At 70.4% G+C, this 23,479-nt stretch carries 27 protein-coding genes; 17 read left to right on the top strand and 10 right to left on the bottom strand.

Annotation, left to right across the window (positions count from 1 at the left end; all coding sequences use genetic code 11):
- The first annotated feature begins 42 nt into the window (after nt 1-42).
- A complete protein-coding gene (locus tag L632_RS0100455) occupies nt 43-1,134 on the top strand; it encodes an SPOR domain-containing protein (protein WP_028716149.1) in 1,092 nt (363 codons plus the stop codon).
- Between the two features lie 7 nt (nt 1,135-1,141).
- Here L632_RS0100455 and L632_RS0100460 read toward each other — a convergent pair whose 3' ends face one another.
- The 3 genes from L632_RS0100460 to L632_RS0100470 form a co-directional block, all read right to left on the bottom strand.
- Entirely contained in the window at nt 1,142-2,161 is a 1,020-nt protein-coding gene (locus tag L632_RS0100460) for a hypothetical protein (RefSeq protein WP_028711964.1), read from the bottom strand.
- Between the two features lie 381 nt (nt 2,162-2,542).
- Complete coding sequence (gene rpoH / locus L632_RS0100465) at nt 2,543-3,448, bottom strand: RNA polymerase sigma factor RpoH (RefSeq protein WP_028711965.1); 906 nt, start codon at nt 3,446-3,448, stop codon at nt 2,543-2,545.
- A 66-nt stretch (nt 3,449-3,514) separates the two neighbouring features.
- Nucleotides 3,515-4,540: a pseudouridine synthase gene (locus tag L632_RS0100470; protein ID WP_028711966.1), complete on the bottom strand. Its 1,026-nt coding sequence runs from the start codon at nt 4,538-4,540 to the stop codon at nt 3,515-3,517.
- Between L632_RS0100470 and L632_RS0100475 the strand changes: the two genes are divergently transcribed.
- The gene (locus L632_RS0100475) at nt 4,539-4,844 is read left to right on the top strand and encodes a DUF6476 family protein (protein ID WP_230378230.1); all 306 of its coding nucleotides are present in this window, start codon (nt 4,539-4,541) and stop codon (nt 4,842-4,844) included. The genes L632_RS0100470 and L632_RS0100475 overlap by 2 nt on opposite strands.
- Here L632_RS0100475 and L632_RS0100480 read toward each other — a convergent pair.
- The gene (locus L632_RS0100480) at nt 4,835-5,143 is read right to left on the bottom strand and encodes an accessory factor UbiK family protein (protein WP_028711968.1); all 309 of its coding nucleotides are present in this window, start codon (nt 5,141-5,143) and stop codon (nt 4,835-4,837) included. The two genes, L632_RS0100475 and L632_RS0100480, sit on opposite strands and share 10 nt — an antisense overlap.
- A 126-nt stretch (nt 5,144-5,269) precedes the next feature.
- On the opposite strand from L632_RS0100480, the gene lgt reads away from it, so the two are divergent.
- The 4 genes from lgt to L632_RS0100500 all read left to right on the top strand — a co-directional run bounded on the left by lgt (nt 5,270) and on the right by L632_RS0100500 (nt 8,473).
- Nucleotides 5,270-6,160, top strand: a complete 891-nt coding sequence (gene lgt / locus L632_RS0100485; RefSeq protein WP_028711969.1) for a prolipoprotein diacylglyceryl transferase — start codon at nt 5,270-5,272, stop codon at nt 6,158-6,160.
- Nucleotides 6,157-7,239: a class I SAM-dependent methyltransferase gene (locus L632_RS0100490; protein ID WP_028716150.1), complete on the top strand. Its 1,083-nt coding sequence runs from the start codon at nt 6,157-6,159 to the stop codon at nt 7,237-7,239. Before lgt ends, L632_RS0100490 begins: the two co-directional genes overlap by 4 nt.
- Nucleotides 7,223-7,987: a peptidoglycan editing factor PgeF gene (gene pgeF / locus L632_RS0100495; RefSeq protein ID WP_028716151.1), complete on the top strand. Its 765-nt coding sequence runs from the start codon at nt 7,223-7,225 to the stop codon at nt 7,985-7,987. The genes L632_RS0100490 and pgeF overlap by 17 nt, the downstream gene beginning before the upstream one ends.
- A 120-nt stretch (nt 7,988-8,107) precedes the next feature.
- Nucleotides 8,108-8,473 (top strand): DUF6331 family protein, encoded by a 366-nt coding sequence (locus tag L632_RS0100500; RefSeq protein ID WP_028716152.1) that lies wholly within the window; start codon nt 8,108-8,110, stop codon nt 8,471-8,473.
- 40 nt (nt 8,474-8,513) lie between these two features.
- On the opposite strand, the gene L632_RS0100505 is transcribed toward L632_RS0100500, so the two are convergent.
- Nucleotides 8,514-9,014: an Lrp/AsnC family transcriptional regulator gene (locus tag L632_RS0100505; RefSeq protein ID WP_028711973.1), complete on the bottom strand. Its 501-nt coding sequence runs from the start codon at nt 9,012-9,014 to the stop codon at nt 8,514-8,516.
- 162 nt (nt 9,015-9,176) lie between these two features.
- Here L632_RS0100505 and trxB point away from each other — a divergent pair, with 162 nt between their 5' ends.
- Together trxB and L632_RS0100515 are read left to right on the top strand one after the other, a co-directional pair.
- Nucleotides 9,177-10,193 (top strand): thioredoxin-disulfide reductase, encoded by a 1,017-nt coding sequence (gene trxB, locus L632_RS0100510; RefSeq protein ID WP_028716153.1) that lies wholly within the window; start codon nt 9,177-9,179, stop codon nt 10,191-10,193.
- A 36-nt stretch (nt 10,194-10,229) separates the two neighbouring features.
- On the top strand, nt 10,230-11,048 hold the full coding sequence (locus tag L632_RS0100515) for a transcription antiterminator BlgG (RefSeq protein WP_036696945.1): 819 nt from the start codon (nt 10,230-10,232) through the stop codon (nt 11,046-11,048).
- Between the two features lie 245 nt (nt 11,049-11,293).
- On the opposite strand, the gene L632_RS0100520 is transcribed toward L632_RS0100515, so the two are convergent.
- Together L632_RS0100520 and L632_RS0100525 are read right to left on the bottom strand one after the other, a co-directional pair.
- Entirely contained in the window at nt 11,294-11,521 is a 228-nt protein-coding gene (locus tag L632_RS0100520) for a DUF1150 domain-containing protein (protein WP_028711976.1), read from the bottom strand.
- Between the two features lie 13 nt (nt 11,522-11,534).
- On the bottom strand, nt 11,535-11,945 hold the full coding sequence (locus tag L632_RS0100525; RefSeq protein ID WP_028711977.1) for an Hsp20 family protein: 411 nt from the start codon (nt 11,943-11,945) through the stop codon (nt 11,535-11,537).
- A 185-nt stretch (nt 11,946-12,130) separates the two neighbouring features.
- Between L632_RS0100525 and L632_RS0100530 the strand changes: the two genes are divergently transcribed.
- The 3 genes from L632_RS0100530 to L632_RS0100540 are packed head-to-tail and all read left to right on the top strand — an operon-like array spanning nt 12,131 to nt 13,948.
- A complete protein-coding gene (locus tag L632_RS0100530; protein WP_028711978.1) occupies nt 12,131-12,349 on the top strand; it encodes a YdcH family protein in 219 nt (72 codons plus the stop codon).
- 53 nt (nt 12,350-12,402) lie between these two features.
- Nucleotides 12,403-12,912, top strand: a complete 510-nt coding sequence (purE, locus tag L632_RS0100535; protein ID WP_051416152.1) for a 5-(carboxyamino)imidazole ribonucleotide mutase — start codon at nt 12,403-12,405, stop codon at nt 12,910-12,912.
- Nucleotides 12,905-13,948, top strand: coding sequence for a 5-(carboxyamino)imidazole ribonucleotide synthase (locus L632_RS0100540; RefSeq protein ID WP_028711980.1), 1,044 nt, complete (start codon nt 12,905-12,907; stop codon nt 13,946-13,948). Before purE ends, L632_RS0100540 begins: the two co-directional genes overlap by 8 nt.
- Here L632_RS0100540 and cobD read toward each other — a convergent pair.
- Nucleotides 13,932-14,894 carry a threonine-phosphate decarboxylase CobD gene (cobD, locus tag L632_RS0100545; protein ID WP_028711981.1) on the bottom strand — a complete coding sequence of 321 codons (963 nt, stop codon included), beginning with the start codon at nt 14,892-14,894 and terminating at the stop codon, nt 13,932-13,934. The genes L632_RS0100540 and cobD overlap by 17 nt on opposite strands.
- Nucleotides 14,895-15,131: 237 nt before the next feature.
- Here cobD and L632_RS0100550 point away from each other — a divergent pair, with 237 nt between their 5' ends.
- The 6 genes from L632_RS0100550 (at nt 15,132) to L632_RS0100575 (ending at nt 20,148) form a co-directional block, all read left to right on the top strand.
- Nucleotides 15,132-15,632, top strand: a complete 501-nt coding sequence (locus tag L632_RS0100550) for a YbjN domain-containing protein (RefSeq protein WP_028711982.1) — start codon at nt 15,132-15,134, stop codon at nt 15,630-15,632.
- A gap of 39 nt (nt 15,633-15,671) precedes the next feature.
- Entirely contained in the window at nt 15,672-16,475 is an 804-nt protein-coding gene (gene proC, locus L632_RS0100555) for a pyrroline-5-carboxylate reductase (protein ID WP_028716154.1), read from the top strand.
- On the top strand, nt 16,472-16,813 hold the full coding sequence (locus tag L632_RS0100560; protein WP_028711984.1) for a tRNA-binding protein: 342 nt from the start codon (nt 16,472-16,474) through the stop codon (nt 16,811-16,813). Before proC ends, L632_RS0100560 begins: the two co-directional genes overlap by 4 nt.
- Entirely contained in the window at nt 16,813-17,763 is a 951-nt protein-coding gene (locus L632_RS0100565) for a D-glycerate dehydrogenase (RefSeq protein ID WP_028711985.1), read from the top strand. Before L632_RS0100560 ends, L632_RS0100565 begins: the two co-directional genes overlap by 1 nt.
- A complete protein-coding gene (locus L632_RS0100570; protein WP_028711986.1) occupies nt 17,763-18,989 on the top strand; it encodes a glycerate kinase in 1,227 nt (408 codons plus the stop codon). The genes L632_RS0100565 and L632_RS0100570 overlap by 1 nt, the downstream gene beginning before the upstream one ends.
- A 112-nt stretch (nt 18,990-19,101) precedes the next feature.
- Complete coding sequence (locus L632_RS0100575; protein ID WP_028711987.1) at nt 19,102-20,148, top strand: DUF475 domain-containing protein; 1,047 nt, start codon at nt 19,102-19,104, stop codon at nt 20,146-20,148.
- 187 nt (nt 20,149-20,335) lie between these two features.
- Here the strand turns inward: L632_RS0100575 and L632_RS0100580 are convergent, their stop codons facing one another.
- Nucleotides 20,336-22,153: an aminopeptidase P family protein gene (locus L632_RS0100580; RefSeq protein WP_028711988.1), complete on the bottom strand. Its 1,818-nt coding sequence runs from the start codon at nt 22,151-22,153 to the stop codon at nt 20,336-20,338.
- 27 nt (nt 22,154-22,180) lie between these two features.
- Nucleotides 22,181-23,434: an exopolysaccharide biosynthesis GT4 family glycosyltransferase EpsE gene (gene epsE / locus L632_RS0100585; protein WP_028716155.1), complete on the bottom strand. Its 1,254-nt coding sequence runs from the start codon at nt 23,432-23,434 to the stop codon at nt 22,181-22,183.
- Nucleotides 23,435-23,479 lie beyond the last annotated feature (45 nt).

A 23,479-nucleotide genomic window follows, 5' to 3' on the forward strand; every position in this document is an offset into this window, starting at 1 on the left:
CGCCCTATCACCGGATCAAGAGAGCGATTCGGGGATGGGATGATGCGGATGATTCTGCGGATCATGCTGGCGCTGGCGCTGCTGCCGGGGCTGGCTCTGGCGCAGGCGCCGCGCCCGGCCGAGGATCCGCCGGCGGATTTCCCCTCGCGGCAATATATCGACAGCCGCGGCTGCGTGTTCCTGCGCGATGATGCGGGCGGCTGGACCGCGCGGCTCGCCCGCGACGGCACGCCGATCTGCGGCTATCCCCCGACGCTGTCGGCGCGCGGGCTGGGCGGCAAGCCGCGGCTGCGTGCGCTGGACCCGAATGCCGGGCGCAGCCGCGCCGAGCTGCTGGCGGAGGCGCTGTCGCTGCAGGTTCTGACCAACCTGCAGCCGGGGGAACTGGCCAGCGATCCGCAGCCGATGGAACGCCGGCCCGATCTGGGCGCCGAGCCGGCCCCCTCCGGTCCGGCCGATGCCCTGCGCGCGGCGCTGACGGCGGCGCCGGCGGTGCGTCAGGGCATGGGCGGCGCGCTGCGGCCGAACCGCCGGCTTTGCGAGCTGCTGGGCTATGACGGAGAGGCGGATCCCGCGCGGCTAGGCCGCGATCCGTCGCAGGGCTATTGCGCTTCGCTGCCGGAATCGGACCTGTCGCGGCTCAGCTTTCTGCGGCCGATCGGCAGCCTTTCCCCGGCCGGCAACACGCGTCCGCCCGCAATGGCTGCTGCTGTCCCGCCCTCGGCCTCGTCGGCCCCGGCCCGCCCCCAGCCCGACGCTGCCCGTCCCGCCCCGTCCGCCTCTGCACCGGCCTCCGGGAAACAGCCGGCGCCCGTCGCCAAGCCCGCGGCAGGCGCCGGGGCGGCGCCCCGGGCCAAACCCGCCGCGCAGGCCAGCCGGCCATCCCCTTCGGGCGGCATGATCCCCGCCGGGGCGCGCTATGTGCAGCTGGGCACCTTCGCCAATCCCGAGAATGCCGAACGTGCCGCCCGGCGCATCGCCCAGATGGGCTATCCGGTGCTGCGCGGCACCGACCGGGTCGGCGGGCGCGAGGTGCAGGTCATCATGGCCGGCCCTTTCCCGGATCGCGAAAGCATCGTCCGCGCGCTGGACGGCATCCGCAAGGCGGGGTTTCCCGATGCCTTTCCCCGCTAAGCCGCCGTCACTGGTCGCAGATCTCCTGCAGGGCGATCCATTCGCGGTCGTTCAGCACCGGCCGGGGCTCGGCGGTGCGGAAGGGGTCGGCCTCGATCAGGCCCAGCACCGCCTCTCCGGTCGGGTCCAGCGAACGGGCGTAGGGCTCGCTCGAAATGCCGGCGCGGGTGAAATAGGCCAGCAGCGGCTCGTCCTCCGGGCGCGGCACCGGGTCGGCCAGCAGCTTCTCGCCATAGCCGGCCAGGGATTTCGCCGGCAGCGTGCCCGCGGTCAGCAGGTGAAAGGTGGCGCGCGGCCCGGCATGGCGCAGCGCCGCCAGCATCGGGTCGTCGCGCACCGCCGCGGCCTGCGCGGCCAGGATATGGCCGGCCGCCACCTCGGGAGTCATCTGCCCCTCGATCAGATCCTCGCCGATGACGGTGATCGGGCCGGGCAGGCGGATGGCGCCGCGCAGCGTCGCCGGCAGCACGGCGATCTGCGCATCCGGGCCGATCAGCCGCATCGCCAGCTTCTGCCGCACCATGTCGCCCGCCGGGCGCGAGCAGGGGCTGCCGGTGGTCTTGGCGATCTCGGCCAGAACCATGCGCCCGATCTCGGCCCGCTGCGCCGGGGGGGCGATGTCGGCGGCATGGCGCACCAGGGCCGGCGGCACCCAGAACACCGCCAGCAGCGCCATGACCGCCGCCGCGCCCAGCATCAGCCCGCCGCGCAGCCGGCCGGGATGCGGCTTGCTGGCCTCGATCACCTGATGCACCTTGGATATGGCCGAGATCATCAGCTCGTCGTCGATTTCCAGCTCTTCGCCGGCATCGGCGCCCCCCGGGGCGTAGCGCGCCGGCAGCTTGCCGGGATTGAGCCGCGTCACCGCCGGCAGCGACCAATGCGCCAGCGGCACCTCGGAGCGCGGATCGGTCAGCACCAATGTCGCGTCGCCGAACGAGACGATGACGTCGCGCAACTGCGATTGGGGCGTCTCGCGCCAGATTCCTGCGGCTTCCAGCCGTTGATATTGGTTCAGCGCCGTCATGTCCGCGCCATCGGCCCCTGCTGTCCTGTCCCGACCATAAGCCAAGCCGGGCGCCGGTCAACTCTGCCCGCTGTCACGATAATTCGCCTTGCGCAAGCCCCCGGGACGGTCCGTGCGGGCGCGGGCGCGCAGCCCGGAAAACCGCGGCGCCTTCCCGGCCCGATCAGGCCCCGGCTTGCGCCGCAGCGGATCGCCCCTACCACAAGGCTGCCGGCCTGCGCTGCGGGGCGCAAAGGCAGGTCCGGGCAGCCGTGCAGAGGGTTTCCCGGTCCCAGTAGCCCCGCCCGCGCCCCGCGCCGGCACGGGCGCCATGCCGGGCCGGGCCATGGCTGGCCGCGGGTCCGCAGGCGAGGGAACGGCCCGGCGGGCTGCAAATGCGGCTCAGGCGGTTTCGGGCACCGTCATGCCGCGCTCGCGCGCCAGTTCGCGGATGCGGTTCTGCAGCTTCTCGAAGGCGCGGACCTCGATCTGGCGGATGCGCTCGCGTGAGACGTCGTAGCGCGTCGAAAGATCCTCCAGCGTCATGGGGTCGTCGCGCAGGCGGCGCTCCATCAGGATGTCCTTTTCGCGGTCGTTCAGCACGTCCATGGCGGCGATCAGCATCTCGCGCCGCGCCGACAACTCGTCGGCCTCGGCGAATGCCTCGGCCTGGTTGGCGTCCTCGTCCTCCAGCCAGTCCTGCCATTGCGCCGTCGATTCCCCGTCGCCCGAGCCCACCGTCGCATTCAGCGAGGCGTCGCCGCTGGACAGGCGGCGGTTCATGTCGATGACCTCCTGCTCGGTCACGTTCAGGTCATGGGCGATCTGGGTGACGTTTTCCGGGCGCAGGTCGCCTTCCTCCAGCGCGCCCAGCTTGGACTTGGCCTTGCGCAGGTTGAAGAACAGCTTCTTCTGCGCCGAGGTGGTGCCCATCTTCACCAGCGACCAGGACCGCAGGATGTATTCCTGGATCGAGGCGCGGATCCACCACATGGCATAGGTGGCGAGTCGGAAGCCCTTTTCCGGATCGAAGCGTTTCACCGCCTGCATCAGGCCGACATTCGCCTCGGAGATCACCTCGGCCTGCGGCAGGCCGTAGCCGCGATAGCCCATCGCGATCTTGGCGGCGAGCCGCAGGTGGCTCGTCACCAGCTTCTGGGCCGCCTCGGCGTCCTGATGGTCCACCCAGGCCTTGGCCAGCATGTATTCCTCCTCCGGTTCCAGCAGGGGAAACTTGCGGATCTCCTGCAGGTAGCGGTTGAGGCCCTGTTCGGGGCTGGGTGCCGGAAGGTTGGTGTAGTTCGCCATCTGAAAATTCCCTGTCCCGCGCTTTGGCGGGTAATTGTGAACGCTATCGGCGGGGCCCGGGTTCCGTCAGCCCGGTGCGTCGCGCAATCTGGCCAGCAGTCCGGCCATGTCGGGCGGCAGCGGGCTGGCGAAGGACAGCGTCTGGCCGCTGACCGGATGTTCGAAGCCCAGCTCGGCCGCGTGCAGGGCCTGACGGGGAAAGGCGGCGACGGCTGCGGCGGCATCCGCCCCCAGCGCCCTGGCCGAGGCCCGCCTTGCGCCACCATAGACCGGGTCGCCCACCAGGCCCAATCCCGCATGGGCCATGTGCACGCGGATTTGATGGGTGCGGCCGGTTTCCAGCCGGCATTCGACCAGCATGGCGGCGGGGGGCGTGCCGAAGGTCTCGATCACCCGGGCGCGGGTCACGGCGTGGCGGCCGTTCCGGAAGCTGACCGCCTGGCGCTGCCGGTCGCCGGGGTGGCGGCCGATCAGCGTGGCGATGCGCAGCACGCCGCCCGGCTCGAAGCCCAGGCCCGGCAGGCCGCGCAGCCGCGCATCGGCCGGGTCGATCATGCCATGCGCGATGGCCAGATAACGCCGCCGCGCGCTGTGATCGGCGAATTGCCGGGCCAGCCCCTGATGCGCGCGGTCGGTCTTTGCCACCACCAGCAGGCCCGAGGTCTCCTTGTCGATCCGGTGCACGATGCCGGGCCGGGCGGTGCCGCCGATCCCCGACAGGCTGCCCGCGCAATGCGCGAGCAGCGCGTTGACCAGCGTCCCCGAGGGTGCGCCGGGCGCGGGATGCACCACCATGCCGGCGGGCTTGTCCACGACGATCAGCTCCGCGTCCTCATAGGCGATGCTCAGCGGGATCGGCTCGGGCCGTGCGTCCAGGGCCTCGGGCTCGCCGATTTCGACCAGGTAATCGCCGGTCTCGGCCCGGGCCTTGCCGTCGGTCACGCGCCCCGAGGGCCCGGTGACCGCGCCCTCGGCGATCAGCTTGGCCAGGCGCGAGCGCGACAGCGCCGCCTGCTCTGGCGCGGCAAGGGCAAGCGCCTTATCAAGGCGCTCGGACAGACCTTCGGGAATGGTGATAAGGATTTCGGCCATGGCACGGGATGATAGGCTGGACGGCGGGCCAGAGGAAGCGCTGCCGATGCTGCGCTGGCTGCGCTTTCTGGTGACCGCGCTGGCGGCGGTGATGGGCTTGGGCGTTCTGGTGATCGCGGCGCTGCTGTGGCTGCGCCTGTCGCAGCCGCCGCTGCCGGAACTGCCCGGGCAGGTCGTATTGCCCGAAGGCGCGAGACCCGCCGCCGTCACCTTCGCCCGCGACTGGCTGGTGGTGGTGACCGAGACGGGCGAGGTGCTGCTTTACGACAAGCAGGGCCGGCTGCGCGAAACCGTTCAGCCCTGATCGCCGCCGGTCTCTGCCGTGCCGCCGCCAAGCGGGCCGGTCGGAGTGACCGAGACGACGCCCTTGCCCTCGAGCGCATCCAGGCGGGCGCGCAGCTCGGCATTCTCGGTCCGGGCCTTGATCGCCATCTCGCGCACGGCCTCGAATTCCTCGCGGGTGACGAAGTCGCGGTCGGCCAGCCAGCGGTCGATCCAGCTGTTGAAGGCGGTCTGCGCCTCGTCCTTGGCGCCCTGGGCCACGCCCATGGCATTGGTCATCAATTTCGAGAGATCGTCGAGAAAGCGGTTGTTCGCGGTCATGGCGGGCCTTTCGGTTCAGCGTCGGCCCCTATATGGCCCTGCCGGGGCCGCTGTTCAATTGCCTGACGGCGGCGGTTGACACCGGGCCGCCCCCGCGTAGCCTGCCCGCGCCGAAACGAGGAGCCCATGATCCCCTTTCCCGACATCTCGCCCGAGATCTTCACCATCCATCTTTTCGGCATGGATTTCTCGCTGCGCTGGTATGCCTTGGCCTATCTGGCCGGGCTGCTGATCGGCTGGCGCATCATCGTGGCATTGATGCGGCGCCCGCGGCTTTGGGGCGACGCCGCGCCGATGCGCCCCGAGCAGGTCGAGGAATTGCTGACCTGGGTAATCGTCGGCGTGGTGCTGGGCGGGCGTCTGGGCTTCGTGCTGTTCTACGAGCCGGGCTACTACCTGGCCAATCCCGGGCAGATCCCGGTGATCTGGCAGGGCGGCATGTCCTTTCACGGCGGATTCCTCGGTGTGGTGCTGGCTTCCTGGTGGTTCTGCCGGCGGCACGGCATCCCGGCGCTGCGCCTGGCCGATGCGCTGTCGGTGGCGACGCCGGTCGGGCTGGGGCTGGGCCGGCTGGCGAATTTCATCAATGCCGAGCTGTGGGGCCGGCCGACCGATGCGCCCTGGGGCGTGATCTTCCCGGGCGAGGCGGCGCAGATGTGCCCCGGCGTCACCGGCCCCTGCGCCCGGCATCCAAGCCAGCTTTACGAGGCCGGGCTGGAAGGGGTGCTGCTGGCGCTGGTGCTGGTGCTGCTGGTGCGCTCCGGCGGGCTGCGCCGGCCGGGGCAGGCGCTGGGGGTTTTCGTGATGGGCTACGGCCTGTCGCGCTTCGTGGTCGAGTTCTTCCGCCAGGCCGATGCGCAATTCATCACCCCCGACAATCCGCTGGGCCATGTGCTGGGCGGGCCGGTCTGGGGCGTGACCATGGGGCAGCTGCTGTCGCTGCCCATGGTTCTGGTCGGGCTGGCCTTCCTGATCCGTGCCCGCGCACGGCCGGCCATCGCGCCGGGCGCCGCATGACGCCGCTGGCGCGGATCATCGCCGCGCGCATCCGGCTGTCCGGGCCGATGCGGCTGGACGACTACATGCGGCTGTGCCTGCTGCATCCCGAGCATGGCTATTACGCGACCCACGATCCTTTCGGCGCCGGCGGCGATTTCACCACCGCGCCCGAGATCAGCCAGATGTTCGGCGAGATGGTCGGGCTGGCGCTGGCGCAGGCCTGGCTGGACCAGGGCAGCCCCGCGCCCTTCACCCTGGCCGAGCTGGGACCCGGCCGCGGCACGCTGATGGCCGATATCCTGCGCGCGATCCGTGGGGTGCCCGGCATGCGCGAGGCGGCGCAGGTGGTCCTGGTCGAGGCATCGCCGCATCTGCGCCGGGTGCAGCGCGAGACGCTGGGCGACATCAGCCATCTGGACGATGCGGCGCAGCTGCCGCAGGCGCCGCTGTTCCTGGTCGCGAACGAGTTCTTCGACGCGCTGCCGATCCGGCAGTTCCGGATGGGCGGGCAGGGCTGGGCCGAGCGGGTGGTGACCTTGGGCCCGGACGAGGGGCTGGCGCTGGGGCTGGCTGCGGTGGATGGGCAGGGCGCTGCGCCGGAGCGCATCCTGCGGCCCGCGCCGCAAGGGGTGATCCGCGAGTTCTGTCCCGAGGCCGGGCCGATCGTCTTGGCGCTGGCCGGGCGGATCGCGGCGCATGGCGGCTGCGCCCTCGTCATCGACTATGGCGGCTGGGACGGGCAGGGCGACACCTTCCAGGCCCTGCGCCGGCACCGCCCCGAGGACCCGCTGGCGCATCCGGGCGAGGCCGACCTGACCGCGCATGTCGATTTCGCGCCCCTGGCCCGGGCGGCGCGGGCGGCCGGGGCCCGTGTCTCGTGCATGGCGACGCAGGGCGAATGGCTGCTGCGGCTGGGGATCGCGCAGCGCGCCCAGCGTCTGGCGGCGGCCGGGGACGGCGGCGCCGTGGCTGCGCTTCATCGCTTGACCGCGCCCGGCGAAATGGGTCACCTGTTCAAGGTGCTGGCCTTCTGGGCTCGCCATGCGCCCGTGCCTGCCGGATTCGAGCCCCTGGACGACGATGCAGACGACGCTTGAGATCCTGACCCATCCGCTGCTCGCCTCGGTGCGGCACGGCTTCTTCACCCGGCGCGGCGGCGCCTCCTCGGGCCTGTTCGCGGGGCTGAACTGCGGCTACGGCTCCAGCGACCAGGGCGAGATCGTGAGCATCAACCGCGCCCGCGTGGCCGAGGCGATGGGCGTGCCGCCGGGCCGGCTGACAACCGTGCATCAGGTCCATTCCGGCGAGGTCGCGGTGCTGCGTGCCGGCGACGAACCGGCCGATTTCGCGCAGATCCGCGCCGACGGCATCGTCACCGACCGGCCGGGCGCGGCCTTGGCGGTGCTGACCGCGGATTGCCAGCCGATCCTGCTGGCCGACCCCCAGGCCGGGGTGATCGGCGCCGTCCATGCCGGCTGGCGCGGCGCGCTGTCCGGGGTGATCGAGGCGACGGTGGGGGCGATGAACGACCTGGGCGCCAGCCGCATCCGCGCGGTGATCGGCCCGACGATCAGCCAGCGCGCCTATGAGGTCGGCGAGGATTTCATGGACGCGTTCCTGGTCGAGGACCCGGATTACCACCGCTTCTTCGCCGGCGGGCCGAACGGGCGGCCGATGTTCGACCTGCCCTCTTTCGGCCTGATGCGGCTGCGCGAGGCCGGGGTAGAGGCGGAATGGACCGGGCACTGCACCTATTCCGACCCGGAGCGGTTCTTCTCCTATCGCCGCAGCACGCATCAGAACCAGGCGGATTACGGGCGGCTGATCTCGGCGATCGCGCTCTAGCGACGGGCCGGCGCAAGGTGCGCAGGGCCTGGGGCGCGATGTCTGGTCGGTTTGCGGGATGCGGACGAAACGGACGGTTGGTGTATTTGCAGTCTGTGCTTGTCAATGAAAGGCCCGCGAATGACCTTGGATCATCCCTTGCTGGAATTGATCAAACATTGCGAGACTATATGCGAAGCGTCGTGTTGCGGACGGGAAGCCTTCGACTTTTCTCCAATCCATATTGCATCCTTCCTGATCCGCTACACGGGAAGGATCGAGTCTGATGAGATAGAGAAAATTTTTGCGCAATTGCAGGAGCTTGACGCAGAAAGCGACCGCCTTCTGGCAGAAGGCGGCACAACCGTCATCGCTGAAATGAACCAGCTGTTCACCGGGCAGGAACTGGCTCAGTTATCAGCCGCAATCGCCGATGGCGTGGTTAAGGCTGCGCATCTCGTTTCGATTGTGGAAAAGGCAGCCCAAGAAACCGAGCCTTCCTCCTGACCGGCCGCAATGGGCCAAGCCTCCGCCATCCCCGCAGCCTTCACCCCAGCGCCGCCGCCCGTTCCTCGACCACGCTGAAGGGCACGCCCGGCTCGTCCTTGGCGCAGCGGATCACCAGCGAGGTCTTGACCGAGGCCACGTTCGGCGCCGCCGTCAGCTTCTCGGTCAGGAACCGCTGGAAGCTGGTCAGGTCGGGCGAGACGCATTTCAGGATGAAGTCGATCTCGCCGTTCAGCATGTGGCACTCGCGCACCAGCGGCCATTCGCAGGCCAGCGCCTCGAAGGCCGACAGGTCGCGCTCGGACTGGCTGACCAGCCGGACCATGGCAAAGACCTGTACCTCGAATCCCAGCTCGCGGGCGTCGATATCGGCATGATAGCCGCGGATATAGCCCATCTCCTCCAGCGCGCGGACGCGGCGCAGGCAGGGCGGGGCGGAAATGCCGACGCGGCGGGCCAGCTCGACATTGGTCATGCGGCCATCGGCTTGCAGCTCTGCCAGAATTTTGCGGTCGATTTCGTCAAGTCTGGCGGCGGTCATCTGGTCCCCTGGCTTGCCTTTCCGGCAAAAAACATGCCGGAAACTATCCCGCGGGGCCGGATTGCGCAACATTCTTTCCACCGCTGCGCGAGGGGGCCTTATGGATTGCATGCCGGGCCGGCGGTGATTAGCTAAGGCTTCGCCAAGCGAAAGGTCCCTGCCATGTCCCATGCCCCTGCCGAGATTGCCGCCGATGCCAGCCTGCCCGCGCATAGCCGCGTGCTGATCGTGGGCTCGGGCCCGGCCGGCTATACCGCCGCCGTCTATGCCGCGCGCGCGATGCTGTCGCCGGTGCTGATCCAGGGCATGCAGCCGGGCGGCCAGCTGACCATCACCACCGAGGTCGAGAACTGGCCCGGCGAGACCGAGATCCAGGGCCCCGACCTGATGGTCAGGATGGAGGCGCATGCCCGCGCCATGGGCGCCCGCGTCTTTGTCGATACGGTGACCAAGCTGGACCTGAAGCAGCGGCCCTTTGTCGCGGAACTGGATTCGGGCGCGCGCATCACGGCGGATGCGGTGATCCTGGCCACCGGCGCACAGGCGCGCTGGCTGGGCCTGCCCAGCGAGGAGAAGTTCAAGGGATTCGGCGTCTCGGCCTGCGCCACCTGCGACGGATTCTTCTATCGCAACCGCGAGGTCGTGGTGGTCGGCGGCGGCAACACCGCGGTCGAGGAGGCGCTGTTCCTGACCAATTTCGCCAGCAAGGTCACGCTGGTCCATCGCCGCGACAGCCTGCGGGCGGAAAAGATCCTGCAGGAGCGGCTGTTCCGCAATCCCAAGGTCGCGATCCTGTGGGATCACGAACTGGTCGAGGTGCAGGGCGACGACCAGCCGCTGGGCGTGACCGGCGTGCGCCTGCGCCATGTCCGGCAGGGGACCGAACAGGTGGTGCCGGCGGACGGCGTCTTTGTCGCCATCGGCCATGCGCCGGCCTCGGAACTGGTCAAGGACCAGCTGGAGCTGCATCACGGCGGCTATGTCAAGGTCGAGCCGGGCAGCACCCGGACCTCGATCCCCGGCGTTTTCGCCGCCGGCGACCTGACCGACCACATCTATCGCCAGGCGGTGACCAGCGCCGGCATGGGCTGCATGGCGGCGCTGGACGCCGAACGCTACCTGGCCGAGCACGACATGGCCGGCGAGCCGAACCCCCATGCGGCCGAGATCCCGGCCTGAGGCCGGGCCGCGGCCCTTTCCAGCGCGAGCTTGCCGATGACCCTGCTGCCGCATCATGCCCCGATCCGGGCGCTGCATGTCAGCCCCGAGGCCGGCCAGAAGCTGCGCGCCGAGGCCGGGCGCATGCCGGCCTGCCGGCTGACCGGGCGGCAACTGGCCGATCTGCAATTGCTGGTGAGCGGCGGCTTCGCTCCGCTGCGCGGTTTCCTGACCCGGGCGGATCACGATGCGGTGCTGGACCGGATGCGGCTGGCCTCGGGCACCCTGTGGCCGGTGCCGGTGGTGCTGGATGTCGGCGCGGATTTCGCCGGGACGGTCGAGCCGGGCGAGGATATCGCGCTCTGCGATCCCCAGGGCGCGGTCATGGCCATCCTGTCCCTGACCGACAAATGGCACCCGGACAAGACACGCGAGGCCGAAAGCCTGTTCGGCACCGCCGATCCGGCCCATCCGGGCGTCGCATGGCTGCAACGGGAGGTCGGGCCGGTCTATCTGGGCGGGCCGGTCAAGGGGCTGGATCCTGCTGGGGAGACTGGCCGCGGACCGAACGGCCTGCGGGCGGATTTCCGTCAGCGGGGCTGTCCGCGCGTGCTGGCCTGCGATCCGGCGGATGAGGTCGCCGCCGGGCATGCCGCGCGCCGGATCGAAGCCGAATTGCTGGCGACTGCCGGTGCGCCCACCCGACATGCCGGCGCGCGCGAGGCGCTCTGGCAGGCGCTGATCCGCCGCAATCACGGCGCGACGCATCTGCTCGCGCCCCGTGATCCGGCGGCGCTGGCGCTGCTGCGCGATCATTGCGAGGAATTGGGCCTGACGCTGGTCGGGCCGGAGGCCGGCGAGGACGCCGCTTCCTGAGACCGTCCCGACCTGAAGGCGAGGGGGCCGGGGGGCGCGAAGGCGCTCGGCTTTTCCTGCAGCCGAGGGCCGGCTCACGCAGCGCCGGCAGGAATGCCGCGCGCCGTCATGAATCAAGGCGCGGCCTGTGCGGAACCGCGCGCCGGTCCGCCAGCCCAGCCCCGTCCGCCTGGGCTTGGGGCTTCGGCGGGCCGGTGGGATGGCGCGCGGATTGGGGCTTGGCGACGGCCTGCCGCCCCGGCGGGTCAGTGCACGCTGACCGGGGTCAGCTCGTTCTGGCGGGCCAGCAGGAAGGCCAGGCTGCGGTCCTTGACCAGGGCCAGCCGCTCTCCGTCCGCGCCGTGCACGGCGTAAAGCGCATCGGCACCGGGCACCTGGCGGCGCACCTCGTCGGGCAGGCTGTCCATGGCGACGCGGCGGATATAGACGATGTTGCCCGTGTTCTCCGGGCCGAAATCGAATTTCTCGTTCATTTGCGATCCCCTTTCACTTGCGGCTGATCGGTATGGTCTGCACGATGCTGTCGGGCACGGAGCGGCGCAGGTCGATGTTCAGAAGCCCGTTTTCCAGGCCCGCCGACACCACCTCGACCCCGTCCGCCAGCACGAAGCTGCGCTGGAAGGCGCGGGCGGCGATGCCCCGATGCAGGAACACCCGCTCGTCATCCGCCTCGGCCTGACGGCCGCGAATCACCAGCTGGCGATCCTCCAGGGTGATCGACAGGTCATCTTCGGAAAAACCCGCCACGGCCAGCGTGATGCGAAAGCCGTTCGGCCCCTGGTGTTCGATATTGTAGGGCGGATAGCCCTCGGCGCCCTTGGCGGCGCGTTCGGCCAGACGCTCCAGCTGGTCGAACCCCAGCAGGAACGGATGAGCGGCCAGACTGATCTTGGTCATTCCCAAGCCCTTTGCATCAAAGCGACTGTCGGCCGGACCCCGGAATGGCGATCCGGCAAGACCAATATGTGAACGGAGACGCCCCGGCGCAAGATGCAGGCGCAGCATTAACCGCAGATCAGCAAACCCATTAACAGCGCGTTAACGGTGGGTTATAACCGCAGGAGTCCAGCCCGAGGCCCGACATGAACGCCCAATACGAAATGTCCCATGAAGAGATCACCCGTGCCCGGCTGGAGGTCCTGCGGCGCGAGCACCGGGACCTGGACGAGGCCATCGCCGCGCTCTCCGAGCAGAGCCTGACCCATTCGCTGACCCTGCAGCGCCTGAAAAAGCAGAAGCTGGCGCTGAAGGACCGCATCGCCCGGCTCGAGGACGAGCTGACCCCCGACATCATCGCCTGATTGCATGATCCCGCCCGGCGCTGTAGGGCGGGGCGCAAAAAGGGGGTCGAGCCATGGAAAAAGCCGCCGAAACACCCGCCGGCACGCCCGTCGGCATCATCATGGGCAGCCAGTCCGACTGGCCGACCATGCGCGAGGCCGCCGCCATCCTGGACGCGCTGGGCATCGCCTACGAGGCCCGGATCGTTTCCGCGCATCGCACGCCGGACCGGCTGTGGGACTATGGCAAGACGGCGGTGGCGCGGGGGCTCAAGGTGATCATCGCCGGCGCCGGCGGCGCCGCGCATCTGCCGGGCATGATGGCCAGCAAGACCCGGGTGCCGGTGATCGGCGTGCCGGTGCAGACCAAGGCGCTGTCGGGCGTCGATTCGCTTTATTCCATCCTGCAGATGCCCAAGGGCTATCCGGTCGCGACCATGGCCATCGGCGCGGCGGGTGCCGCCAATGCCGGGCTGATGGCGGCGGGAATCCTGGCGATTTCCGACCCCGTGCTGGCGGCGCGGCTGGAGGCCTGGCGCCAGGCGCTCAGCGATTCCATCCCCGAGGAGCCCAAGGATGAGTGAACTGAAACCCGGCGCCACCATCGGCATCCTGGGCGGCGGGCAGCTGGGCCGCATGCTCTCGGTCGCGGCCAGCCGGCTGGGCTATCGCTGCCATGTCTACGAGCCGGGCGCCGCGCCGGCGGGCGACGTGGCGCATCGGCTGACCACCGCGCCCTATGAGGACGAGGCGGCGTTGCGCGCCTTCGCCGAATCGGTCGATGTCATCACCTATGAATTCGAGAACGTGCCGACGGCGGCGCTGGACCTGCTGGAATCGATCCGTCCGATCCGGCCGAACCGCCGCGCCCTGGCAATCTCGCAGGACCGGCTGAGCGAAAAGGACTTCCTGACCGGCATCGGCTTGCGCACCGCGCCCTATCGCAATGTCGAAACCGAATCCGACCTGCCCGCGGCGCTGGGGGAACTGGGCGCGCCCGCGATCCTCAAGACCCGGAGGCTGGGCTATGACGGCAAGGGGCAGATCCGCTTTTCCGATACCGGGCAGCGCGACTGGACCGGCGCCCCCTCGGTGCTGGAGGGGTTCGTGGAGTTTTCGGCCGAGATCAGCGTCATCGTCGCGCGCGGCGCGGACGGGCAGGTCGCGGCCTATGATCCGGGCCTGAACGTGCACCGCGAGGGCATCCTGCGCACCACCACCGTGCCTTGCGGGTTGCCGGCCGGCCTGCTGACCGATGCGGTGCTGATCGCGGCGCGCATCGTCAATGCGCTGGACTATATCGGCGTCATGGGGGTCGAGCTGTTCGTGACCGCGCAGGGGCTGGTGGTGAACGAGATCGCGCCGCGGGTGCACAATTCCGGCCACTGGACGCAGGCCGGCTGCGCCGTGGACCAGTTCGAACAGCATATCCGCGCCGTGGCCGGCCTGCCCTTGGGCGACGGCCAGCGTTACGCGGATGTCGAGATGGAGAACCTGATCGGCGATGACGTGCTGCGCCTGCCCGAGCTGCTGAAGCAGCCGCGCTGCCAGGTCCATCTTTACGGGAAGGGCGAGGCGCGCCCGGGCCGCAAGATGGGCCATGTCAACCGGCTGCGGTAAAGGCGCCTGCCACGCGGTCGAATTCCTCGCGGTTGCCGGGGATGCCCAGGCGGATCCAGCGCGGATGCCAGGGAAAGACGCGGCTCCAGATGCCGGCGCGGGCCAGCAGGTCGCGCGCGCGGGGCGCGTCGGGCGTGTCGTAGAGCCGGAACAGATGCGTGCCGCCCACCAGCGGCCAATGCGGGGTGACGATCTGGTCGAGATGCAGCGCCGCCTCGGACAGCCAGACCACGGTGTCGTCGATCCAGTCCGCGTCGGCCAGCGCCTGCGCGCCGGTCTCCAGCGCCGGGCCGCTGACCGACCAGGGGCCGGCGCGCTCGGCCAGCCGCGCCAGCAGATCGGGGGCGGCGATGGCGAAGCCCAGCCGCAGCCCGGCCAGGCCCCAGAACTTGCCAAAGCTGCGCAGCGCCGTCACGTTATCGGGCCGCGCTGTCGCCACCGACAGGTCGGGGCGCGGATCGGCGAAGCTTTCGTCGACGACCAGATGCCCGACCGTGGCGGCGACGGCGGCGATCTGCGCGGGCGTGAATTCGCGCCCGTCGGGGTTGTTCGGGTTCACGATCACCGCCAGATCGGCGCCCTCCAGCGCCGCCGGGTCACTCGGCTCGGCCACCGCCCAGCCGGCGGCGCGCAGGCTGGCGGCGTGTTCGTTATAGGTCGGCGACAGCACCGCCGCGCGCCGGCCCGCCAGCACATGCGGCAGCAGCTGGATCGCCGCCGAGGCGCCGGCCAGCGGCAGCACCTGGTCCGGCGGACAGCCGAATCGGGCGGCGGCCGCGGCGCAGAGCCGGGCGGTATCGGCGCGGGTCGGCAGGGCGGTCAGGGCATGGGGCGAAAGCGGCCCGGCAGGCCAGGGCCGGCGGTTGATTCCCGTGGACAGGTCGATCCAGTCCGCCCGCCCGAAGCGGCTGGCCGCCTTGTCGATATCGCCGCCGTGGTCGCGCATCTCTGCTCCTCCCTCGGGCGTCCTTGAACCTGCAGGAAAGCCCGGGGTCAAGCGGCGGAGGCTGGCTGTCGTGCGCCGGTAACGGAATTTTCGCTTTACACCCTCGTGGAACCGGCACACGATATGTTGTACGCACATTCCGGAAACTACGCCGGGTGTAGTCGGGGCCACCAAGAGTTGGGGCCGAGGGTTGAGGTTCGACCTTGCTCCGCTCGCAGACAGGCAGGGGGACAGGATATGGCACAGCTGGACTTCATCCATAGCGATGACATCCATCCCATCGACATCGTGGAAACCGTCGCGGCGCATCACGAATGGGACTTCGACCGTCTGGCCGAGGACCAGATCGCCATGGCGGTCGAGGGGCAATGGCGCAGCTATTCGATCACGCTGGCCTGGTCGCCGCGCGAGGAAGTGCTGCGGCTGATCTGCACCTTCGACATGGACCCTCCGGCCGAGAAGCTGCCGGCGCTTTACGAGGTGCTGAACCTGGCCAACGATCAGGTCTGGGACGGCGGCTTCACCTTCTGGTCGCCGCAGAAGCTGATGGTCTGGCGCTACGGGCTGGTGCTGTCGGGCGAGGCCATCGCCAGCCCCGAGCAGATCGACCAGATGATCGGCAATGCCATCCTGGCCTGCGAGCGGTTCTATCCCTGCTTCCAGCTGGCCTGCTGGGGCGATGCGACGCCCGATGCCGCCATGGACATCGCCCTGTCCGAGGCCTACGGTCGCGCCTGAATTTCCCGCGCTCCGGCGGGGCAAGGCAAGGGCAGGACTATGGATTTTTCCAAGGTGAACGCGCGCGGGCTGGTGCTGGTCGGCTGCGGCCGCATGGGCGGGGCATTGCTGGACGGCTGGCTGAAGAACGGGCTGGCGGCGGGCGCGGTGCATGTGATCGACCCGCATCCCCGGGCGGAACTGTTGGATCTGGGTATTTCGGTCAACGGCGAATTGCCGGCCGATCCGGCGGTGCTGGTGATCGCCGTCAAGCCGCAGATGATGGCGGATGTGCTGCCGCGGCTTTCGGTCGGGGCGGGGACGCTGGTCATCTCGGTCGCGGCAGGGGTGACGCTGGCGGCCTATGAGGCGGCGTTTCCGGCCGCGCCCATCGTGCGCGCCATGCCGAACACGCCGGCGGCCATCGGCCAGGGCATCACCGCCGTCATCGGCAATGCCAGGGCCGACGAGGTCGAGATGGCGCTGGCCGAGGCGCTGCTTTCCGCCGTCGGCCGCGTCGTGCGGCTGGAGAGCGAGGGCCAGATGGATGCGGTGACGGCGCTGTCCGGCTCGGGTCCCGCCTATGTCTTTCACATGATCGAGGCCATGGCGGCGGCAGGCGAGGCCGAGGGTCTGCCGGCCGGGCTGGCGCTGGAACTGGCGCGGGCCACCGTGGCCGGGGCCGGCGCGCTGGCCGTGCATGAGGACGAGGACCCGGCGAAGCTGCGCGAGGCGGTGACCTCGCCCGGCGGCACCACGGCGGCGGGGTTGAAGGAACTGATGGACCCCGGGACCGGACTGCCGCCGCTGATGCGCCGCACCATAGCGGCCGCCGCCGCGCGGGGGCGGGAGCTGGGGAAATGAGCGAGCCGATCGCCTGGGCGGATTTCGAAAAACTCGAGATCCGCGTCGGCCGCATCACCCGGGCCGAGCCTTTTCCCGAGGCGCGGCGGCCGGCTTTCAAGCTGTGGCTGGATTTCGGGCCGGAGATCGGCGAGCGCAAAAGCTCGGCCCAGATCACCCGGCATTACGCGCCGGACGGGCTGATCGGCCGGCAGGTGCTGGCGGTGGTGAATTTCCCGCCGCGCCAGATCGGCCCCTTCATGTCCGAGGTCCTGGTGCTGGGCCTGCCGGACGAGGAAGGCGAGGTCGTGCTGATCGGCCCGGACCAGCCGGTGCCCCTTGGCGGAAGGATGTATTGATGAAGCTTCTGGTGACGCGCCGCATGACTCAGGCGGCGGAACATGCGCTCTCGGCCCGGTTCGAGACCGAGATCCTGGACCGCAAGGACGGGCTCAGCGTCGACGAGGCGGCGCGGGCGCTGGCCGATTACGACGCGATCATGCCGACGCTGGGAGACCGCTTTGCCGCCGAGGCCTTCCAGGGCCGGCCGCGCTGCCGGTTGCTGGCCAATTTCGGCGCCGGCTACAACCATATCGACGTGGCGGCGGCCGCGGCGGCCGGCATCGCCGTGACCAACACCCCCGATGCCGTGACCGAGGCCACCGCGGACATCGCGCTGACCCTGATCCTGATGACCGCGCGCCGCGCCGGCGAGGGCGAGCGGCTGCTGCGCCGCGGCGACTGGACCGGCTGGGAGCCGACGCAGCTGCTGGGCCGGCATGTCACCGGCTGCACGGTCGGCGTCATCGGCATGGGTCGCATCGGCAAGGCCATCGCCCGGCGCTGCCATTACGGCTTCGGCATGGATGTGATCTTTCACAACCGCTCGATGGTGTCGTCGCTGGACTTCCCGGCCCGGCAGGTGGCGGATCTGGACGAACTGCTGGCGCAGTCGGATTTCGCCGTCGTCGCCGTGCCCGGCGGCGCCGAGACCCGCCACATGATCGGCGCCCGCGCGCTGGAACGGCTGGGGCCGCGCTCCTACCTGATCAACATCGCCCGCGGCGACGTGGTCGAAGAGGCGGCGCTGGTCGAGGCGCTGGCGCAGGGCCGGATCGCCGGGGCGGGGCTGGATGTCTACGAGTTCGAGCCCCGTGTCGCGCCCGCGCTCTGCGCCATGGAGAACGTGACCCTGCTGCCGCATCTGGGCACCGCCGCCGAGGAGGTGCGCACCGCCATGGCCATGCGGGCGATGAACAATCTGGTCGCCTTTGCCGAGGGGCACGCCCTGCCGGACCGGGTGAACTGATGGCGCCGCGCGACCGCGCCTTGGCGCTGATCCGCGCCGGCATCGCCGCCGCCGATCCCGCCGCGGCGGTGGCGCGCGGCATGGCCGAGGTGCTGGCCGATCCGCCGGAACCTGGCGGGCGATGGCAGGTGATCGCCGTCGGCAAGGCCGCCCGCGCCATGGCCCGGGCGGCGCTGCAGGCGCTGCCGGGGGCCGAGGCGCTGGTGGTGACCAATGCCGGCAACGACGCGGCCCTGCCCGGCGCGCGGGTCATGCGCGCCGGCCATCCGCAGCCCGACGCCGATGGCGCGGCGGCGGCCGAGGCGGTGATCGCCATGCTATCGGCCGCCGGGCCGCAGGACCGGGTGCTGGCGCTGATCTCGGGCGGCGGCTCGGCCATGCTGCCGGCGCCGGCCGAGGGCATGACGCTGGCCGACAAGCAGGCGGTGAACCGGCTGCTTTTGGCCTCGGGCGCGGATATCGCGCAGGTGAACCTGATCCGGCAGGGCCTGTCGCGGCTCAAGGGCGGCGGCTGGCTGCGGCTGTCGCGGGCGCCGGTGACGGCGCTGATCCTGTCCGATGTGCCGGGGGACGACCTGCGGGTGATCGCTTCGGGGCCGACGGTCGCACCGGTGGGCACCCGGGCGCAGGCGGCCGATCTGGCGCGCGGGCTGGGCATCTGGGAGCGGATGCCCGAGGCGGCACGGGCGGCGCTCAAGCGCCCCGAGGATCGCCGCACCTTGCCTGCGGCCAGGAACACCCTCGTCGGCTCGAACGCGCTGTCGGTGGCGGCCATGGTCGAGGCGGGGGCCGATCCCGCGCCGCTGCCGCTTCAGGGCGACGTGCAGGATTGCGCGAAGGCGATCTGGGCGCTGGCGCCAGGGCTGCATCCCGGCCAGGCGCTGGCTTTCGGGGGCGAGACCACGGTGAAGCTGGCCGGCGACGGCATGGGCGGGCGCAACCAGGAACTGGCCCTGCGCCTGGCGCTGCTGGCCGAGGCGCAGCCGGCGGGTTTCGACTGGACCTTCGCCGCGGTCGGCAGCGACGGGCGCGACGGACCGGGCGAGGCGGCGGGCGGGCTGGTCGGTCCCGCCACGCCCCAGGCGATCCGGGCGGGCGGCATCGACCCCGTCGCGGCGCTGGCCCGCAACGATTCCACCCCGGCGCTGGCCGCCGGCGACGCGCTGGTGGTGACCGGCGCCACCGGCACCAATGTCGCCGACCTGGCAGTGCTGGTGCGCGCCTGAAGGGGCGGCGCGGTCGGGCCCGTGCGCAAGGCCGCCCTGCACCCGCCCGCCTTGCCCGCCCCCCGGGCAGCGCCTAAGACCGGAAGGCACAAGCCGCAGGAAGGGGAAGCCCATGAGATCGACCCTCAGCTACATGACCTGGCCCTTCATCGTCACCGGCGCCGGGCTGGCGCTGGCCGCCTTCCTCGGCTGGGAATATCACGGCACCGGCTCGGGCGCGCTGGCCTTCTTCCTGATCGCCGGCATCCTGGCGGTGCTGGAGATCTCGCTTTCCTTCGACAACGCCATCGTCAACGCCAACAAGCTCAAGCAGATGACGCCGAAATGGCAGCGCCGCTTCCTGACCTGGGGCATCCTCATCGCGGTCTTCGGCATGCGGGTGATCTTCCCGCTGCTGGTGGTGGTGATCGCCGCGCGGCTCGCGCCATGGGAGGCGGTGCGCCTCGCCGCCACCCAGCCGCAGGAATATTCCCGCATCATCCACGAGGCGCATCTGCCCATCGCGGCCTTCGGCGGCGCCTTCCTGATGCTGGTGGCGCTGAACTATTTCTTCGACGAGGCCAAGGACGTGGACTGGATCAAGGGCGTCGAGGCGGCGCTGCGCAAGCTGGGCGAGATCCGCGGCATGGAGGTCGGCTTCGTGCTGATCTGCATGCTGGTGATCGTCGGCCAGCTGCCGGCGGAAAAGGAACACGCCTTCATCATCGCCGCGATCTGGGGGGTGATCACCTACCTGCTGGTGGACATGCTGGGCCATGTGCTCGACCGCTGGGGCGGCGCGCCGCAGCCCGCCGACATGGCGCGCGGCGGCTTCGGCGCCTTCCTTTATCTGGAAGTGCTGGATGCCTCCTTCAGCTTCGACGGCGTGATCGGCGCCTTCGCGCTGACGCAGAACCTGTTCCTGATCGCCATCGGCCTGGGCATCGGCGCGATGTATGTGCGCTCGATGACGGTGATGCTGGTCGAGCGCGGCACGCTTGCCGCCTTCCGCTATCTCGAGCATGGCGCCTTCTGGTCGATCTTCGTGCTGTCGGTGCTGATGTTCGTGCAGACCCTGCGCCCTATTCCGGAAGTCGTCACCGGCCTGCTGGGCGCCTGCTTCATCGCCATGGCCTTCTTCAGCTCGTTGGCCTGGCGCCGCCGCCACCCGCATGGCTAGCCCGGCCCGCGGACGGCCGGGCGCGGCGTGTCTTGTCTTCTCTGTTTCCTAAATACCCCTGCGGCCGTGCCCGGAGGCGGCGTCGCGGGGGTATTTGGACAACAGAGAAGCCGTGCCGCAGTGCCTCACCGGGTCGCGCAGCGGCTGCACTGTCGCATGGGTATTTGGAAAGCGGAAAGGATAGCAGTCAGGCGCTGCCGCCCAGCGGTCGCGTCGCCAGGAAGAGCCAGTCGCGCACCTCGCCCTCGACCAGCGGCGATATCTTTTCCCAGACCCGGGCGTGATAGGCGTCGAGCCAGGCGATCTCGGCCGGGGCGAGCAGTCCCGGCTCGATCAGGCGCCGGTCGATCGGGGCGAAGGTCAGGGTCTCGAAGCCCAGCATCTCGCGGCCATCCGGGCTTTCGCGCTTCTCGACCACGATCAGGTTCTCGATGCGGATGCCGAAGGCGCCCTCGCGGTAATAGCCGGGCTCGTTCGACAGGATCATGCCGGGCTGCAGGGGGATGTCCGAGATGCGCGAGATCCTGACCGGCCCCTCGTGCACCGACAGCCCGGCGCCGACACCGTGCCCGGTGCCGTGGTCGTAATCCATGCCCTCGGACCAGAGCGGCGCGCGGGCCAGGGCGTCGATATGGCAGCCGGCGACGCCCTTCGGGAACTGCACCTGCGACACGGCGATCATGCCTTGCAGCACCCGCGTATAGGGCCGGCGCACCGCCGGATCGACCGGGCCCATCGGCAGGGTGCGGGTGATGTCGGTGGTGCCGTCCTTGTATTGCCCGCCGGAATCGACCAGCAGCACATGGCTGGGCAGGATGCGCAGGTTGCTTTGCCGGTCGACATGGTAATGCGGGATCGCGGCATGCGGGCCGGTGGCCGCGATGGTGTCGAAGCTGATGTCGAGGATGCCGCGCGCGACGCGCAATTCCTCGAGCCTTTGCGCCACGTCGATCTCGGTCAGCGGCTCGGCGTCCAGATGCGGCGCGCGGCTGTCGAGCCAGCACAAGAGCTCCGTCACCGCCGCGCCGTCCTGCAGATGCGCGGCGCGCATGCCGGCGATCTCGGCCGGGTTCTTGCAGGCTTTCGGCAGGATCACCGGGTCGGGGGCCTCGGCGATGGGGGTGTTCATGCTTTCGATCAGCGCGAAGACCCGGTCGGGCGCGCTGGCGGGATCGACCCGCACCGGGCCGGCAAGGTTGGTCAGCGCCGGGGTCAGCGCGTCCAGCGGCAGCACCGAGACCGCGTTGCCAAGCGCCGCCCGCACCTCGGCGCCGAACTTGGCCGGGTTGGTGAAAACGGCGACATGGCCGTTCTCCTCGATGATGGCGAAGCATTGCACCACCGGGTTCTTCGGCACGTCGGCGCCGCGGATGTTCAGAAGCCACGAGACCGAATCGGGCAGGGTCAGCACCGCCGCCTGCTGCCCGGCCTCGCGCAGCGCCTGGGCGATGCTGGCGCGCTTTTCGGCCGCGGTCTCGCCGGCGATCGCGTCGGGCCAGAGCCGCACCGCGCCCACCGGCGCCTCGGGCTGGTCGGGCCAGATGGCATCGACCGGGTTCGTGTCGAGCGCGATCAGCGCGATGCCCGAACCGGCCAGGCCCTTTTCCATCTCGCGGATATCGCGCCGCGTGTGCAGCCAGGGGTCGTAGCCGATGCGCCCGCCCTCGGGCAGGGCCTCGCGCAGCCAGTCAGCGGGCCTGGTTTCCGGCCAGGGCACCGGCGTGAAATGCGCCGGGTCCACCTCGGCCTTGACCTGCACGCGATAGCGGCCGTCGATGAACACCCCGGCGCGGTCGGGGGTGACGATGCAGAAACCGGCGCTGCCGGTGAAGCCGGTCAGCCAGGCCAGCCGCGCGTCGCGGGAGGCGACATATTCGCCCTGATGCGCATCGGCGCGCGGCACCAGGAAGCCGTCGAGCTCGCGCGCCGCCAGTTCGCGGCGCAGCGCGGCCAGCCGGGGCGGATGCGCGGCGGGGTCGGAATGGCTGTCGTAATTCTGGAACATGCTCGCCTCCGGGTCTTGTTCTGGTTTTCAGGCGCGGGCCAGCGCCGCGCTTGCGCCGGGCAGGGTGCGCGCGAGGCCGTCGGCCACCGCCTCGGCGCTGCGGCGGTGGTGGAACTCGGCGGCGACGCGGGCGCGGGAGGCCTGCGCCAGCCGCCGCGCTTCCTCGGGATCGGCGTGCAGCCGGGCGATCTCCTCGGCCATGATCTCGGGCCGCTCGGGCGGCACCAGGATCGCGTCGCGGCCCGAGGTGATCAGCTCGTGATTGCCGCCGACATCGGTGACGACCACCGGCATCTCCATCGCCATCGCCTCCATGATCGCGACCGAGATGCCCTCGTTCAGGCTGGCCAGCGCAAAGACATGCGCGCGCTCCAGCCCCTCGCGCACCCGATCCTCGCTGACCGCGCCCAGCAGCGTGACGGCATCGCCGAGGCCCTTCCCGGCGATCAGCGCGTCGAGCTGGCGGTGATAGCCCGAGCCGCCTTGCTCGTCCTCGCCGGCGATCTCCAGCCGGGCGTCGATGCCCTGGGCGCGCAGCAGGGCGACCGTCTCGATCAGGTGGTCATGGCCCTTGACCGCGTTCAGCCGGCCGCAGCTGAAGATCCGCAGGGCCTCGCCGGGGGCAGGGGGCTGCCAGGGCGTCCGGCGGCGGATCTGGTCGAGGTCCACCCCCATCGGCGCGACATTGATGACGGCGGGGCGGTCGGTGCCGATCTCGCGCTCGGCCACGCGCGTCAGCAATTGCGAGATGATGGTGGCGAAGCGCGCGTGGCGCCATTTCTGCCGCTGGTTCGGGCCATAGCCCTCCAGCGTCGGCCCGTGCAGGGTCAGGCTGTAGCCGGGTCCGCCCAGCCGTTCCGCGAACATGGCGATATTGGCGCTGTCGGCGCAGCTGTGGACATGGACATGGTTCCAGCCCTGCTGGCGGGCGATGCGCTTCAGCCGCGCGCCCATGGCCAGCAGCGCCAGCATCCGCAGCCGGCCCTTGACGCCCTGCGCCTCGGCGCTCAGCGCCGCGCCCAGGCCGCGCGCCCAGCCGGCCGGTCCCGAGCGCAGGAATTCCGCGACGATGCCGAAGCCCTCGCCGCCCAGCGGCATCAGGTAGCGGGTCCGGGCCTGCGCCTCGGCCGCCCAGGCGTGCGAGGCGACGGCGCGCGGCGGCGGCCGGGTCGAAACCAGATCAGCCTCGATCCCCAGTTCGGCCAGCGCCTGTCGTTCGCGCCACAGGAAGATATGCGTCTGGCCCGGAAACTCGGGAATGAAAAAGCCGATCTTCAACACGTCAAAGCCCCTTGGCCTGCGAGGCTGAAAGCGGCCCCGGTCCGG

It is taken from the genome of Paracoccus sp. J39 (assembly GCF_000518925.1).
Classification (GTDB): domain Bacteria; phylum Pseudomonadota; class Alphaproteobacteria; order Rhodobacterales; family Rhodobacteraceae; genus Paracoccus.

Coding starts and splice junctions, on each gene's coding strand:
- lgt (WP_028711969.1), top strand. CDS start 5,270: ATGATCCCCTTTCCCGACATCTCGCCCGAGATCTTCACCATCCATCTT.
- L632_RS0100570 (WP_028711986.1), top strand. CDS start 17,763: ATGGCGCCGCGCGACCGCGCCTTGGCGCTGATCCGCGCCGGCATCGCC.
- L632_RS0100530 (WP_028711978.1), top strand. CDS start 12,131: ATGAACGCCCAATACGAAATGTCCCATGAAGAGATCACCCGTGCCCGG.
- proC (WP_028716154.1), top strand. CDS start 15,672: ATGGATTTTTCCAAGGTGAACGCGCGCGGGCTGGTGCTGGTCGGCTGC.
- L632_RS0100560 (WP_028711984.1), top strand. CDS start 16,472: ATGAGCGAGCCGATCGCCTGGGCGGATTTCGAAAAACTCGAGATCCGC.
- L632_RS0100525 (WP_028711977.1), bottom strand. CDS start 11,945: ATGACCAAGATCAGTCTGGCCGCTCATCCGTTCCTGCTGGGGTTCGAC.
- trxB (WP_028716153.1), top strand. CDS start 9,177: ATGTCCCATGCCCCTGCCGAGATTGCCGCCGATGCCAGCCTGCCCGCG.
- L632_RS0100480 (WP_028711968.1), bottom strand. CDS start 5,143: ATGACCGCGAACAACCGCTTTCTCGACGATCTCTCGAAATTGATGACC.
- L632_RS0100540 (WP_028711980.1), top strand. CDS start 12,905: ATGAGTGAACTGAAACCCGGCGCCACCATCGGCATCCTGGGCGGCGGG.
- L632_RS0100565 (WP_028711985.1), top strand. CDS start 16,813: ATGAAGCTTCTGGTGACGCGCCGCATGACTCAGGCGGCGGAACATGCG.
- L632_RS0100455 (WP_028716149.1), top strand. CDS start 43: ATGCGGATGATTCTGCGGATCATGCTGGCGCTGGCGCTGCTGCCGGGG.
- L632_RS0100490 (WP_028716150.1), top strand. CDS start 6,157: ATGACGCCGCTGGCGCGGATCATCGCCGCGCGCATCCGGCTGTCCGGG.
- purE (WP_051416152.1), top strand. CDS start 12,403: ATGGAAAAAGCCGCCGAAACACCCGCCGGCACGCCCGTCGGCATCATC.
- L632_RS0100460 (WP_028711964.1), bottom strand. CDS start 2,161: ATGACGGCGCTGAACCAATATCAACGGCTGGAAGCCGCAGGAATCTGG.
- L632_RS0100575 (WP_028711987.1), top strand. CDS start 19,102: ATGAGATCGACCCTCAGCTACATGACCTGGCCCTTCATCGTCACCGGC.
- L632_RS0100580 (WP_028711988.1), bottom strand. CDS start 22,153: ATGTTCCAGAATTACGACAGCCATTCCGACCCCGCCGCGCATCCGCCC.
- L632_RS0100515 (WP_036696945.1), top strand. CDS start 10,230: ATGACCCTGCTGCCGCATCATGCCCCGATCCGGGCGCTGCATGTCAGC.
- L632_RS0100520 (WP_028711976.1), bottom strand. CDS start 11,521: ATGAACGAGAAATTCGATTTCGGCCCGGAGAACACGGGCAACATCGTC.
- L632_RS0100500 (WP_028716152.1), top strand. CDS start 8,108: ATGACCTTGGATCATCCCTTGCTGGAATTGATCAAACATTGCGAGACT.
- L632_RS0100475 (WP_230378230.1), top strand. CDS start 4,539: ATGGCACGGGATGATAGGCTGGACGGCGGGCCAGAGGAAGCGCTGCCG.
- L632_RS0100470 (WP_028711966.1), bottom strand. CDS start 4,540: ATGGCCGAAATCCTTATCACCATTCCCGAAGGTCTGTCCGAGCGCCTT.
- L632_RS0100550 (WP_028711982.1), top strand. CDS start 15,132: ATGGCACAGCTGGACTTCATCCATAGCGATGACATCCATCCCATCGAC.
- pgeF (WP_028716151.1), top strand. CDS start 7,223: ATGCAGACGACGCTTGAGATCCTGACCCATCCGCTGCTCGCCTCGGTG.
- L632_RS0100505 (WP_028711973.1), bottom strand. CDS start 9,014: ATGACCGCCGCCAGACTTGACGAAATCGACCGCAAAATTCTGGCAGAG.
- rpoH (WP_028711965.1), bottom strand. CDS start 3,448: ATGGCGAACTACACCAACCTTCCGGCACCCAGCCCCGAACAGGGCCTC.
- cobD (WP_028711981.1), bottom strand. CDS start 14,894: ATGCGCGACCACGGCGGCGATATCGACAAGGCGGCCAGCCGCTTCGGG.